Source organism: Streptococcus sp. HMSC065H07 (assembly GCF_001837325.1).
GTDB classification, from domain to species: Bacteria; Bacillota; Bacilli; order Lactobacillales; family Streptococcaceae; genus Streptococcus; species Streptococcus salivarius_H.
Genome location: NZ_KV832050.1, coordinates 1 through 12,965, shown reverse-complemented (window position 1 = coordinate 12,965; position 12,965 = coordinate 1). Strand labels below are relative to the sequence as shown.

The window sequence follows — 12,965 nt, the reverse complement described above, 5'->3', positions numbered from 1 at the left end:
AACTTATTTATAGCGATAATATGCAAAGAACAGGTAACAAAAAAAGACTAGACTGTCTTGTATAGCAAAACAACCTAATCTTTCATTTTATCTTATTAATGTTTACGTTTGCGAGCTGACCATAGACCTGTAAGGGCCATTGAAAGCAAGCCTAGACCTGTTACAGATGCTAATTTTTGGTTAGAGTCACCTGTTTCTGGCAATACGGCGCTATTAGTTCTTGCTGTTTCTTGCTTAGCAACTACAGAAGAAGTTGGTGTAACGCTTGGTCCCGTAGGTGTTCCAGGAGTTTTTGGTTTTTGAGGTGTTGGTGGCGTCGTTGGTACTGGACGTGTTACGCGCTCAACAAGATAATTTTTATGCCATTTTACCTTAGGAGCTACAAGTTCTTTAGGTGAAACAGGTTTATTAGGAACATTAACTGTGACCATAGTTGGTGGTGTTGGAGCTGTTGGAGCTGTTGGTGGCGTTGGTTTTCTTGGCTCACCAGGTACCTCTACAACTACTGGTGTAGGTGGAGTCGGAGCCTTAGGTTCTACTGGAGCCGTAATCTTACGTGGCTCCACTGGCACTTCAACTAAAGCTGGAGTTGGTGGCGTTGGAGCTTTTGGTTCTGTTGGAGCCTTTGGTTCCTCTGCATCAACTGTAACCACAGTGTAGTTAGGTTCTGTCGGTGGTGTTGGCGCTTTAGGTTCTTCTGGTTTGCTTGGTTCCGCTGGAACTTCAACAACTGTCGGAGTTGGTGGCGTTGGAGCTTTTGGTTCTGTTGGAGCCTTTGGTTCCTCTGCATCAACTGTAACAACTGTATAGTTAGGTTCTGTTGGTGCCGTAGGAGCTGTTGGCGGAGTTGGTTCTGTTGGTACCGCTGGAAGAACTTCCAATGTAATCGTTGGTGGTGTTGGAGCCTTTGGTTCTTCAGGAGCTGTTGGCTCTTTTGGCGCTTCACCTGGATTTTTTGGAATACCAACATTTGAGTTAATCGCAAACCAATATACTGTTGGTTGACCAGCAGCATTAGCTCCATTAGCCGTAAATACCAAGTGACCATCAGCCATCTTCAAGCCTGCTCCACCATAATAGAGGTATGGAGAAGATGGATTATCCCAACCTTCAAGAGTCGTTGAAGATTCACCATTAAAGATAGATCCATGTTCAATGTATTGGTTATCTTTAAATGATGTCACCTCTTTTGTAGCAGAATCATAAGAAACACTTGAATTTGGAATTGGAATGTATTTATTGTTTCCAACATTTACAGATTCTTGGTGCTCTACATTTTCAAATTTCTTCTTAGGAGTAAAGATGATACGTCCTGAAGTTGAATCAATCGTATAAGAACCGATAACATCATCTTTACCGTCTAATGTGAACTCATCTGTTCCGATAGAGTGACCATTCCCAGCACCTGAAACATTGACTGAAGTTGCGTCAATAACAGTTTCTTCACTAACTGTAAATTCACTACCATTCCACGTTGCTTTTTGTGCCACAATCTTGATTGGGTTTTCAGCAGAGATAGTGACGTCAGCAGTACCAAAGTCAGCTGTTCCATTTTTAACAACAACTGCATTGTTTTCAATGCTCATTGATGAACCATCTGCATATGGATTCCAAGTTCCTCGAACAGTGTTACCATTTTTATCCTTGGCTTCTACTGTAAGGGCACGAGGTTTATCCCCACTATCTACATAAGAAGCACCTGTCCAGTGGTTAAGAGAGTTCAAAGCAACAATCGCATTGTGCTGTGTCAAATCAAACTTATTGCCATTACCATCATAGAATTCAACATCTACAGCAACTTTAACGGGTTTATTTTGGTCTGTTGAAGCACCGACTGTTAGTGTTACAGTTGGGTCTGAGCTAACGGCTGCAATTCCTTTACCGTCATTTGATGGAAGACTCAAAATTTCATAGCGATAAATCACGCGCTTGATCGGATGCATATCCGTATTTTCACGCATGCTTGACTGATTCAAGTTATCATAAGTAACAACAAATTTATCGCCTTCCTTAATTTGAATAAATTCAGTTTCATTATTGGCCCAAGGAGTAGTTGCTACAATATCTGAAGCTTCCAATTTATTGGAATCATACTGATGTACATTGCTTGTATTCAAACGAGCTTGAGCATCACGAGTGAGATAAGCACTGATGCCATCGATGGTATGAATGGCTCCACCTTCACGTTGGAAGGTCAAATCTTGAACAGTTTCTACATCTTTTAGATCTTGGAAACCATTATCATTCATGTACTTATCATAGGCTGCTTTAGCATCTTTGTACTGTGCCAAAGCTGTATGATATTCAGCAAGTTTTGTTTGGTAGGTAGCAAAATCTTTGCCGTATTGCTCTAAATCTACATTGTATTTTGCAAGCTCAACCTCATACTTAGCTTTTGCAGCATCTTCTTCTGCTTTAATAGCAACAAGTTGATCATAGGCTGCTTTATCTTTATCGTATTGCGCTTTCTTAGCTTGGTATTCTTGTAAATCTTTATCGTATTGTGCTTTAGCTGTATTATAAACAGCCATTTCTGCATCATACTTGGCTTTAGCTTCCGCATTTGCCTTATCAGCTGCTGTTTTTTCTGCTACTTTAGCATCGTAGGCTGCTTTAGCTGCATTATAAGTCGCTAAATCAGTTTGATATTTTTCATAAGCTGTATTGTATGCAGTAAGATCTTTTTCATATTGCTCTTGAGCAGCCTTATCTGTAATTTCTGCTTGCGTTTTCTCAGCTACTTTCACATCATAGGCTGCTTTTTTCGTGTTGTATTCAGCTAGAGCTGCATCATACAGAGCCTTATTTGCCTTATATTCAGACAAAGCTGCGTTGTATGTGACCATTTCTGCATCATACTTAGATTTAGCTTTTGCATTAGCTGCATCAGCGGCTGCTTTTTCTGCTACTTTAGCATCATAGGCTGCTTTAGCAGTCTTGTAGGCAGCCAAATCGCTTTGATATTTTTCGTAAGCGGCATTATAAGTAGCTAAATCTTTCTCATACCGCTCTTGAGCAGCCTTGTTTTCAACTTCTGTACGAACTTTTTCTGCTACTTTAGCATCATAAGCTTCCTTCTCAGCATCATATTTTGCCTTGTCTTTAGTATACTGAGCCATAGCAGCTTCATAGTTCTTTTTAGCAGTTTCATAAACGGCCAACTGTACCTTGTAATCGGCTTCTGACTTAGCATTAGCTGCATCAGCAGCTGCTTTTTCTGCTACTTTAAAATCATAAGTTAATTTTTGAGTATTATACTCTTCCAATGCTGCATCATAGGCTTTTTTATCAGCTTGGTATTTAGCTAACCCTTTTTCATAAGCAGCTTGATCAGTATCATACTGTGCTTTAGAAGCAGCGTTTGCTTTATCAGCTGCTGCTTTTTCGGCCACTTTAGCATCGTACTCAGCCTTAGCTTTATCATACTCAGCTACATCTTTTTTGTGGCTTTCTTTTGCTTTCTGATAATCCGAAACAACCGTATTAATCTCTTTTGATTGAGCTTGATTGTCAGCAATAGCACCCTCTAGGGATGTATGTGTTTGAGGTGCAGTTTCTTCGACTTCTACCCCTTCTTTTACCGCAGAAGTTTTAGCATCCTCAAGACTATCAGTTGTAACAACACTTGTTGTTACAGTGGTATTTCCTTCTTCTTTGACAGAAACAACTTGCTTCTCCGAATGATCAACAGTTGTTGCCGGATCAGCAGCAGTATCTGTTAGTACAGAAGCACTAAGTGGTGTATCAGTAGCAGCTGAAGTTGAAACCTCATCTGCATGTACACCAGTTGCCCCCATCGCAAGAATGGTTGTACCCAAAAGAACAGAAGCAGCTCCAAAGCTATACTTTCTGATTGAAAAACGTTGTGAATCTTTTCTTCCCATATCACACATTTCCTTCTATATTTTCTTAACACCTAAAGTCTATCACTTTTAAATTTTCTGTCAATAGAATCATCTTAATTTTTTTAAAATTTTACACTCATTTTCAATTTATAAGTATTATTTAATTGATTCTTTAATTTAAAAGGATAGATAGCTTAATTTTATATGTTACTTCTTCTGAAAATTAGAATTAAGTGGCTATAGATAAGTATATTATTAGATTTTTTTATTAATTATTTTCCCGAATAATTTATTAAACCATCAAAAAAAGCCCCAAAGGGCTAAAATCTTTACAATATTTGGGTATGTTCTGATAGTTGCTTCATTGATTTGAAACAATACCAAATGACAATCCAAGTGCAGATATCAGACATCATCGACTTAAGATTTTTTTGACCAAGGCCTTCAAATCTGGAACTACTTCTTCCATAAACCATGGATTTTTTGCTTGCCAAATATTATTTCGAGGAGAAGGATGAACGAGAGGGAAAAACTCTGGAAGATAATCTTTGTAATGCTTAACTGTATCTGTTAATTTTGCTGACGATTTTTGATGTAAATAGTAATGCTGCGCATAATTACCTACTAAAATCGTCAATTGGATATCAGGAGCTAAAGCAAGAACTTTCTCATGCCACTTATCTGCAAATCCCTTGCGAGGAGGTAAATCACCTGATTTACCATGACCTGGGAAATAAAAATCCATTGGTACAATAGCAAACATACCAGATTCATAGAATTCTTCACGTGAAACTCCCATCCAATCTCTGAGATTATCTCCACTGGGATCATTCCAATAAAGCCCTGACTCTTGTGCACGAATACCGGGAGCTTGTCCGACGATATTAATCCGTGCCGTTTTTGGAATGGAAAACAAGGGTTTTATACCTTGTTCCGTATAAGCTATATTTTGTTCATCGGACATGATTGCTTGTGTTAATTCATCGAGTGTTTCCATATTTTCCTCCTCAAAAAAGAGACAAAACCGTCTCTCTTTTTTATTTGATTAACTCATAGATAGCTTCTGCATAAATGGCAGCTGCACGGTACAAGTCTTCAACCTCAGTAAACTCATTGGCTTGGTGCATAGTGTTGACATAACCAGGGAACATAGCTCCATAGGCAACACCACGTTTTAGGAGACGTCCAAATGTCCCACCACCAATAATTTGTTCATGACCTTTAAGCCCTGTTTGTTTCTCATAGACTGAAAGAAGGGTCTCTACCATAGGATCATTAACTGGTACATAGTGCGGCACATGACCATGTTCTGAGAGACTGACCGCCTTAGGCCCTTCAAGTTTTTCAAGACCAACCTTAATAGCATTCGTATCAACCCCTTGAGGGTAGCGGAAATTCAAAGCAATTGTATTATCTTCAGATTCCTTGTTGAAGGTAAAGACACCTGCATTCATAGTCAACTCACCCATCTTAGGATCTGTATAGGCAAGACCTGTCTTTTCAGCAAAGAAATCTTTATGAAGTGTTTCAGCAATAAAACCCAAATACTTTTTAGCATTACCTTGGAAATCAAATTGGCTAAGGAAGAGTGCCAAGTAGGTTGCTCCATTAATACCATTTTGAGGCATCATACCATGAGCTGATTTTCCATGAATAGTCACATGAAAAATACCTGCTTCTTCAATCACTTGACCAGTCACCTCTTGGTCAGCAACAAAGTCTCCTAATTTGGCCTCGAGTTCTTTCAAAGTGATAGGTCCAGTGAAATCTGCACTTGCAGATTCAGGAACCATATTTTCACGCAAACCACCATTAAAAGACACAAGACTAAATTCTCCATCATTTTGACCTTCAAAATGGAGATAGGCTGTAATATTACCCTTTTCACCATTGATAATTGGAAATTCTGCATCAGGTGAAAAACCAAAATCAGGATCTTTCACCCCATTATGAGCGAAGTAATAATCCATATCGCCCCAACCAGATTCTTCATCAGTACCAACAATGAAACGCACACGCTTAGATACTGGAAGCTCGAGTTCTTTAATAATTTTCAAGGCATAGTAACAAGCCATTGTTGGGCCTTTATCATCTGATGACCCACGAGCATAAAGTTTGCCATCTTTGATTACAGGTTCATAAGGATCTGTATCCCAACCACTCCCAGCTGGAACCACATCCAAGTGTGCAAAGATACCCAATACTTCATCACCTTGACCAAATTCAAAGTCACCAGCATAATTATCAATATTACGAGTTTTATAACCATCACGTTCAGCTAAAGCAAGAAAATGTTCCAAAGCTTTTACTGGTCCAGGACCAAATGGGTGCTTATCATCAACCTTACTGTCATCACGTTCTGAGTTAATACGCAAAAGACCAAAAAGGTCCTCCATCAAGGCATCTTTGCGCTTATCAACTTCGGCACGAAAATCAATTGTCATAATTTACTCCTTACTGTCTCTAGTTAGCACTATTTTACCATTTTTAGTAAGAGTTTTCATCCCTTATAAACAAAGCCAATAAAAAATGCAATCCCTTACCGAATATCAAAAGACTTCATACCATCTTCAATAGAATGTGAAAAATTCCTAAAACAGGAACACTCGAATCTAAAGTAATAGCATTTATATCAGCTAAGAGGTAAAGCTCTTGACTATCTAGCTCTTTATACTTTAGGCCCTCCTATTAGGAATCAGCACATTGTAGCATTTCGATAATATCATTTCAAGAATTTCCATAAACTTTAGAATATTCTCCTCATTAATGCTATAATAGGACTATCAAAACTAAGGAGATGCATTATGCCATTTGTAAAGATTGATCTCTTTGAAGGTCGTACTGAAGAACAAAAAATCGAACTTGCTCGCGAAGTTACTGAGGTTGTATCACGTGTTGCCAAAGCACCTAAAGAAGCCATTCATGTTTTCATTAATGATATGCCAGAGGGAACTTACTACCCACATGGTGAAATGAAGAAGAAAAACTAATCATCATTAAGCAGTCACATCCGTGGCTGCTTTTGATATAAAAAAACTGGAAAGAAACGCCAGTTTTTTTATATTATCGTTGGTAATTCATCATCGTCGTCAAAATTCTCAACGACTTCTTCACCAGGCAATGGTTTTTGTAGTTTTCCCAAGATAAAACGTGAAATTGGACCAACCACTAGAAAATTAAGTGGTAAAGCCATGATAACATTTGTCAACCAAGCACGACCATAGGATGATAGCGTTACCGACTGACTGTTGTAAACTAATCCATGGAATGACATAAACGTTACCATGAATAGCGCCATGGTTCCAGAAATCACTAAAATCTTTGCCCATCGTTTATCATGGGCTTTTACTTTATGCAAAATTGCAAATGCAATTGTTTTGGCTAGTGGTCCCACCAAAATCATATCAAGTAAGAAAGCAACCACAAATCCAGGAAGATAACCTTGGAAAAAGTGACCCCAAGCAAAGGGAACAACGCCAGTCCAATCAAGGATGAGAAGATTCCAGAGACTCATCACATAGACCATCATTCCACACATTAAAATCGTAAAAAGCAAAGCTTCTTTAAAATTACGAGGCATTAAAATTCTCCATTTCTAAAAGTTCTCTCTCAGCATATCAAAAATTTTTATTCCTCGTAAGTGAAATTTCTCTCATGAAAACGTATTATTTTAAGATAGTTTCCATTTCTGTATATCTCGGTTTCATACCTAAACGTTCGTAAAAACGTACAGCACCCGCATTATCATTCCATACGTGAAGTGTCAGATTATAACACCCTAGCTCCTTAGCATAGTCCAAGGCAAATTGGTAAAGCTTTTCTCCTAATTTTTGACCTCGAGCATCCTTATCAACACATAAATCATCAATAAAAAGAGTCTTAACAGCCTTTTGTGGACCATCATTTTCAGTTTCTTCTTTAATCATTAAGAAAAGATGACCCAAGATACGCCCTTCGTCATCCTCGTAAACAAAAACAGGTTTTTTTGAATCATTAATTACTGCTTCTAACTCTGTATCTGTAAATTTACTGCCTTTTGACTTAAAAACATCAGGGCGCGCTTGATGATGAACAATAAGAATCTGCTCCAATAACTCCTGTAATCTTGGAATATCTTCAGATTTTGCTAAACGAATCATGATTATCTCCACAAAAAAAAGATGGGTAAGACCCACCTTAATTCTTATTTACCAAGTTTTGCTTTAGCTGCATCTGCAAGAGCTGTGAAAGCTGCTGCATCGTTAACTGCCAAATCAGCAAGCATTTTACGGTTAACTTCGATTTCAGCCAATTTCAAACCGTGCATCAATTGTGAGTATGACAAACCGTTCAAACGAGCTGCCGCATTGATACGTGTGATCCAAAGTTTACGGAAATCACGTTTCTTTTGACGACGGTCACGGTATGCATAGTAGTAAGAGTTCATTACTTGTTCTTTTGCAGTACGGAACAAGATGTGTTTTGCACCATAGTAACCTTTAGCAAGTTTCAATACACGTTTACGACGTTTGCGTGATACAACGCCACCTTTAACACGAGCCATTTATATATTCCTCCGAATTAATTCTAGTTTAGTTAATTTGTAATGCTTGTAGCGAATTAACGCATTTGTGAAAGCATTGATTTGATACGTTTAAAGTCACCTGAATGTACCATTGACGCTTTACGAAGGTGACGACGTTGTTTTTTAGTTTTACCGTGGAAACGGTGAGATGTGAAGGCACGGAAGCGTTTCAATCCACCTGAACCTGTACGTTTGAAACGTTTAGCTGATGCGCGGTGTGTTTTTTGTTTTGGCATTTTAAAATTCTCCTCTTAAAATAGTGTTAGTTTGACAATTATTTTTTGTCAGGAATTGGTGCAAGTTGCATGAACATTTGACGTCCATCCATCTTCGCTCTTTGCTCAATAATCGCAATATCTTGCGTTTTTTCAGCAAATTCCGCCAAGACCTTAGCTCCGATTTCTTTGTGAGTAATCATACGACCTTTAAATCGGATAGAAACTTTAACCTTGTTTCCTTTTTCAAGGAATTTACGGCCATTACGAAGTTTAGTTTCAAAGTCACCTTTATCAATAACTGGACTCAAACGAACTTCTTTAACGGTAACAACGCTTTGTTTCTTACGTTGTTCTTTTTGTTTCTTTTGATACTCAAATTTGAACTTACCGTAGTCCATAATCTTCGCAACAGGTGGCGTAGCTTGTGGTTGGATGAGAACCAAGTCAACATTTGCATCATCTGCAATAGCTTGTGCTTCTGACAATGGTTTAATTCCCAATTGTTCACCATCAAGACCAACAAGACGAACTTCGCGAACGCGAATTTCATCGTTAATGAATAGATCTTTCTTAGCTATGATCTTCACCTCTTTATTTTTTTAGAGAAAAACAAAGCGGACTTGATATACAAGCCCGCACACATAATATCCCTAGAGGGATTTGACATGTTGGGCCAGACAACCTAAGTCGCAAGGCGAGAAGTTCTCACTTCTGCTTTTCTCATTGTTAATAGTATAACAAGTGAGTCATCCTTTGTCAATAATTTTTTTTGCTTTTTCTTGAATAAATTCCACAACACCATCAATAGACACACCTGTAGTATCAAAAGTGATGGCATCTTCCGCTGGTTTAAGAGGTGACACCTTACGATGACTATCTTTATAGTCACGTTCAGCAATTTCTTTTTTTAGTGTCTCAAGATCAGCAGGGATACCTTTTTCGATATTTTCCTTATAACGACGTTCTGCACGTTCATCAACTGAAGCAACCAAGAAAATCTTGAGTTCTGCATCAGGCAAAACTACGGTCCCGATATCACGACCATCCATGATAATAGCCCCATCTTGAGCGATACGTTGTTGTTGCGCAACGAGTTCTTGACGCACTTCAGGAATAGCTGCGACCCAAGAAACATTATTTGTAACTTGGTTATCACGAATTGGGTGTGTAATATCGACATCACCTACATAAACTTGCTGACTACCATCTGCTGCTTTTCCGAATGAAATCGGATATTGAGATAGTTGCTCCAAAATTTCTGGTACATTTTCCTCAGTTAAACTATTCTGCAAGGCCAAATAAGTTGCAGATCGGTACATGGCACCTGTGTCAAGATAAGTATAGCCAAGATTTTTTGCAATAATCTTGGCTACTGTACTTTTTCCACTTGACGCAGGACCATCAATAGCAATTCTAATATCTTTCATGATGTTCCTTTGCTTTAAAAATTATTGAACGTTAACGACGTCACCTGGGTTAGCATACCAGTAACCACTTGTCATGTGATCAGGGTTAAGACGTTCCAATTCATCTACAGAAATACCTGCACGTGCGGCGATTGAACCAGCACCTTCACCAGATTGAACAACAATTGATGAACCATCTGCTGCTGCCGTAGCGCTTGATGGTGTTGTCTCAGCTGACTCAGTTGCATCTTCTTTTACTACATGTTTAGAAGAGCTTGATGCTTTAGTTGAAGATGATTTCTCTTTTGAAGATTTTTCTGTATTAGATTTGTCACTTTCCTCATCTTTATTTGAGTCTTTCTTGCTAGATGAAGATTTAACAACTTTGCTAGTTGATGATGAGTAGAATCCAGATGATTCCTTAGATTCCGCAGTTTTGTTTCCACCGACATTTGAAGTATAGAAAACAAAGAACAAAATACATACAACAATAACAAAGAATAATCCAAGCAAGACTGTCAAGAATGATGAATTAATGAAGCCGCCACCTTTTTCGCGTTTTTCATCAGAAGGAGTTACATCCTCTTCTTCTTCATAATCCTCAAACTCATCTTCATCGTCTAGAAAATCAGCGTCAACTACTTCTTCCAACTCTTCGTCAGAAACCTTATCTTCCCATGGTTTTTTACTCATGATATTCTCCTTGTAAAAACAATAAATCTATTTTAAAATAATACTATGAAAGTATCATTAATTCCAGAAAAATGTATCGCTTGTGGTTTGTGCCAAACCTACTCTCCCGTCTTCGATTATGATGACGAAGGTATTGTTAGATTCAGAGATAGCGACCAACTCAATCAAATTATTGAAAACACCCCTGAGACTTTGACTGCTGTCAAGTCTTGTCCCACTAAAGCCCTTATTTGCGAAGTTTAAGCTTGAGGGCTTTTTTTGATTCCTCATAAAAGGCAAAGTAATCAAAGTTAGTCATATGATCCAATAGCTCTACCTCACCTTTGAAATCAGGGTGAAGCGCTAAAGCATCTAAGAAATATTTCTTTGGCCACTTTCTCATATAAAACTGACGTTTTTTACCATTTTTAAAAATAAGGCTCAAGCCAGTTTTAATAACTTCGACTTTTTCAATATCACTAATTTTCACTTTGCGTGGTTTAAAAATATTGAAAGAAACAATACGCAGAATCCCATGATCTTCAATAATAAAGTAACGATGGAAACCTAAACCAAACAAGGCAACGAAAATAGTGAAGAGCATCAAAATATGTGAGGGCACCGAGTACAACTCGAACAGAAGGGCCGCCGCAATAAAGATTGGCGTGATGGCTAAAGACCAGTAGATGATTAGCCAAGATAATTCGGGTTGCCAATGGTAACGATACTTGCCGAAAATTTTAATCATCTCAGCACCTCCATTACATCTAATTTTACCATAAAATCAGTATTTAGCAAGCTCTATTAAGGTTTACTGACAATTCCAAGAATAACATCTACGGCTTTTTCCATTGTCTGCAAGGAAACAAACTCATATCGACCATGCATATTTTCGCCCCCAGCAAAAAGGTTTGGAGTTGGAATACCCATAAATGAAATCTTTGAACCATCTGTTCCACCACGAATGGGTTCAATAACTGGCGTAATATCCAATTCCTCCATAACTCCTTTAGCCAACTCAACAGGCGTCATATCTTTTTCAATAACCTGACGCATATTATAGTATTGATCTTTGAGTACCAAATCAACTCGTGTCTGACCATAAGTTTTATTCATTTCATCGGCAATCTTTTGGAAGGCTGCTTTACGATTTTCAAAAGACTCTGTTTCAAAATCACGGATGATATAAGATGCTTTTGCTTCTTCGACAGTACCTGTCATGGTTTGAAGATGGTTGAAACCTTGATAGCCATCTGTCAATTCAGGGCGTTCTTCTGCTGGTAACTGATTATGAAAATCAATTGCCAACTGCAAGGCATTAACCATTTGGTCTTTTGCTGTTCCAGGGTGAACATTACGTCCATGGAAGGTAAGTTCTGCTCCCGCAGCAGAGAAGGTTTCATACTGTAATTCACCCAATGGGCCACCATCAACTGTGTAGGCAAAATCAACATCAAAATCATCGACATCAAATTTATCTGCGCCAATTCCAATTTCTTCATCAGGACCAAAGCCTACACGAATCTCACAATGTCTGATTTCAGGATGAGCCTTCAAATAAGCCAAGGCTGTCATGATTTCTGCAATGCCAGATTTATCATCAGCTCCAAGAAGAGTGGTGCCATCTGTCGTAATAAGTGTCTGACCGACATAATTCTTGAGATTTGGAAAATCAGCTGGGTCTAGGTTATAACCTGAACTTCCAAGGGGAATAATACCTCCATCATAAGAGTCAATGACTTGAGGTGACACACCTTCTGCATTAAAATCAGCAGTATCCATATGTGAGATGAAACCAATCTTACGTGTTAATTGGTCATCGTTAGCCGGAAGGGTTGCCACTAGGTAACCATTACTTTCCAAATAATGGATGTTACTTAAACCTAGTTCTTCTAATTCTGGTTTTAGAACCTTCAAGGCAAAATCTACCTGGCTTTGTGTTGTTGGTGTTCTTGTCGCATTTTCGTCACTACGTGTATTGATTTTAACGTAACGTAAAAAACGCTCTAAGAGTAAATCGTAGCCCATAAGCACTCCTTTAGTTGTATTTAGTATTTACCTCAATTATAGCACAAAAACCCATCATATTGATGGGTTAACCGTATAACTTAAACTTTAGCTGCTTTTTCGTAGTAAGACTTAATCCCTGCCACAATTGCGTTAGCTAAAGTCTCTTGATAAGCAGAGGTATTCAAACGGGCTGCTTCTTGAGGATTTGACAAGAAGCCAAGTTCAAGGAGAACTGCTGGCGCTGTCGTTT

General features: G+C 38.4%; 15 protein-coding genes and 1 other annotated feature. Of the genes, 2 read left to right on the top strand and 13 right to left on the bottom strand.

Translation table 11 applies throughout. The annotated features are described in order from the left end of the window. Nucleotides 1-95 precede the first annotated feature (95 nt). The 3 genes from HMPREF2637_RS09755 to pepV all read right to left on the bottom strand — a co-directional run bounded on the left by HMPREF2637_RS09755 (nt 96) and on the right by pepV (nt 6,289). Nucleotides 96-3,884 carry a GbpC/Spa domain-containing protein gene (locus tag HMPREF2637_RS09755; RefSeq protein ID WP_064524784.1) on the bottom strand — a complete coding sequence of 1,263 codons (3,789 nt, stop codon included), beginning with the start codon at nt 3,882-3,884 and terminating at the stop codon, nt 96-98. A gap of 373 nt (nt 3,885-4,257) precedes the next feature. Continuing rightward, nucleotides 4,258-4,842, bottom strand: coding sequence for a uracil-DNA glycosylase family protein (locus HMPREF2637_RS09750; RefSeq protein ID WP_070840051.1), 585 nt, complete (start codon nt 4,840-4,842; stop codon nt 4,258-4,260). Between the two features lie 40 nt (nt 4,843-4,882). Then, nucleotides 4,883-6,289, bottom strand: a complete 1,407-nt coding sequence (gene pepV, locus HMPREF2637_RS09745; RefSeq protein ID WP_064524788.1) for a dipeptidase PepV — start codon at nt 6,287-6,289, stop codon at nt 4,883-4,885. 360 nt (nt 6,290-6,649) lie between these two features. On the opposite strand from pepV, the gene HMPREF2637_RS09740 reads away from it, so the two are divergent. Beyond that, nucleotides 6,650-6,835 carry a 4-oxalocrotonate tautomerase gene (locus tag HMPREF2637_RS09740; RefSeq protein ID WP_002885057.1) on the top strand — a complete coding sequence of 62 codons (186 nt, stop codon included), beginning with the start codon at nt 6,650-6,652 and terminating at the stop codon, nt 6,833-6,835. A 68-nt stretch (nt 6,836-6,903) separates the two neighbouring features. Here HMPREF2637_RS09740 and HMPREF2637_RS11585 read toward each other — a convergent pair whose 3' ends face one another. The 7 genes from HMPREF2637_RS11585 to HMPREF2637_RS09705 form a co-directional block, all read right to left on the bottom strand. Continuing rightward, nucleotides 6,904-7,425, bottom strand: a complete 522-nt coding sequence (locus tag HMPREF2637_RS11585) for a DUF2798 domain-containing protein (protein WP_064524790.1) — start codon at nt 7,423-7,425, stop codon at nt 6,904-6,906. An 85-nt stretch (nt 7,426-7,510) separates the two neighbouring features. Next, nucleotides 7,511-7,984 carry a GNAT family N-acetyltransferase gene (locus tag HMPREF2637_RS09730; RefSeq protein ID WP_064524792.1) on the bottom strand — a complete coding sequence of 158 codons (474 nt, stop codon included), beginning with the start codon at nt 7,982-7,984 and terminating at the stop codon, nt 7,511-7,513. Nucleotides 7,985-8,028: 44 nt separating this feature from the next. Next, entirely contained in the window at nt 8,029-8,388 is a 360-nt protein-coding gene (rplT, locus tag HMPREF2637_RS09725) for a 50S ribosomal protein L20 (RefSeq protein ID WP_002885090.1), read from the bottom strand. A gap of 56 nt (nt 8,389-8,444) precedes the next feature. Further along, entirely contained in the window at nt 8,445-8,645 is a 201-nt protein-coding gene (gene rpmI / locus HMPREF2637_RS09720; protein WP_002885093.1) for a 50S ribosomal protein L35, read from the bottom strand. Between the two features lie 38 nt (nt 8,646-8,683). Beyond that, nucleotides 8,684-9,214: a translation initiation factor IF-3 gene (gene infC / locus HMPREF2637_RS09715; protein WP_002885108.1), complete on the bottom strand. Its 531-nt coding sequence runs from the start codon at nt 9,212-9,214 to the stop codon at nt 8,684-8,686. A 13-nt stretch (nt 9,215-9,227) separates the two neighbouring features. Next, nucleotides 9,228-9,350 (bottom strand) — a sequence feature (ribosomal protein L20 leader region). Nucleotides 9,351-9,373: 23 nt separating this feature from the next. After that, nucleotides 9,374-10,054, bottom strand: coding sequence for a (d)CMP kinase (gene cmk / locus HMPREF2637_RS09710; RefSeq protein WP_064524794.1), 681 nt, complete (start codon nt 10,052-10,054; stop codon nt 9,374-9,376). A gap of 21 nt (nt 10,055-10,075) precedes the next feature. Then, nucleotides 10,076-10,726 carry an SAG1386/EF1546 family surface-associated protein gene (locus HMPREF2637_RS09705; protein ID WP_037600535.1) on the bottom strand — a complete coding sequence of 217 codons (651 nt, stop codon included), beginning with the start codon at nt 10,724-10,726 and terminating at the stop codon, nt 10,076-10,078. A gap of 45 nt (nt 10,727-10,771) precedes the next feature. Here HMPREF2637_RS09705 and HMPREF2637_RS10990 point away from each other — a divergent pair, with 45 nt between their 5' ends. Continuing rightward, entirely contained in the window at nt 10,772-10,969 is a 198-nt protein-coding gene (locus tag HMPREF2637_RS10990; RefSeq protein ID WP_002890861.1) for a ferredoxin, read from the top strand. Here the strand turns inward: HMPREF2637_RS10990 and HMPREF2637_RS09700 are convergent. From HMPREF2637_RS09700 to HMPREF2637_RS10985, 3 genes are all read right to left on the bottom strand, one after another. Beyond that, nucleotides 10,953-11,453 (bottom strand): EbsA family protein, encoded by a 501-nt coding sequence (locus HMPREF2637_RS09700; RefSeq protein WP_002890860.1) that lies wholly within the window; start codon nt 11,451-11,453, stop codon nt 10,953-10,955. The two genes, HMPREF2637_RS10990 and HMPREF2637_RS09700, sit on opposite strands and share 17 nt — an antisense overlap. 56 nt (nt 11,454-11,509) lie before the next feature. Beyond that, complete coding sequence (pepT, locus tag HMPREF2637_RS09695; RefSeq protein WP_064524796.1) at nt 11,510-12,733, bottom strand: peptidase T; 1,224 nt, start codon at nt 12,731-12,733, stop codon at nt 11,510-11,512. 80 nt (nt 12,734-12,813) lie between these two features. Next, on the bottom strand, nt 12,814-12,965 hold a 152-nt coding region (locus HMPREF2637_RS10985; protein ID WP_141760041.1), incomplete at its 5' end, for an N-acetylmuramoyl-L-alanine amidase family protein.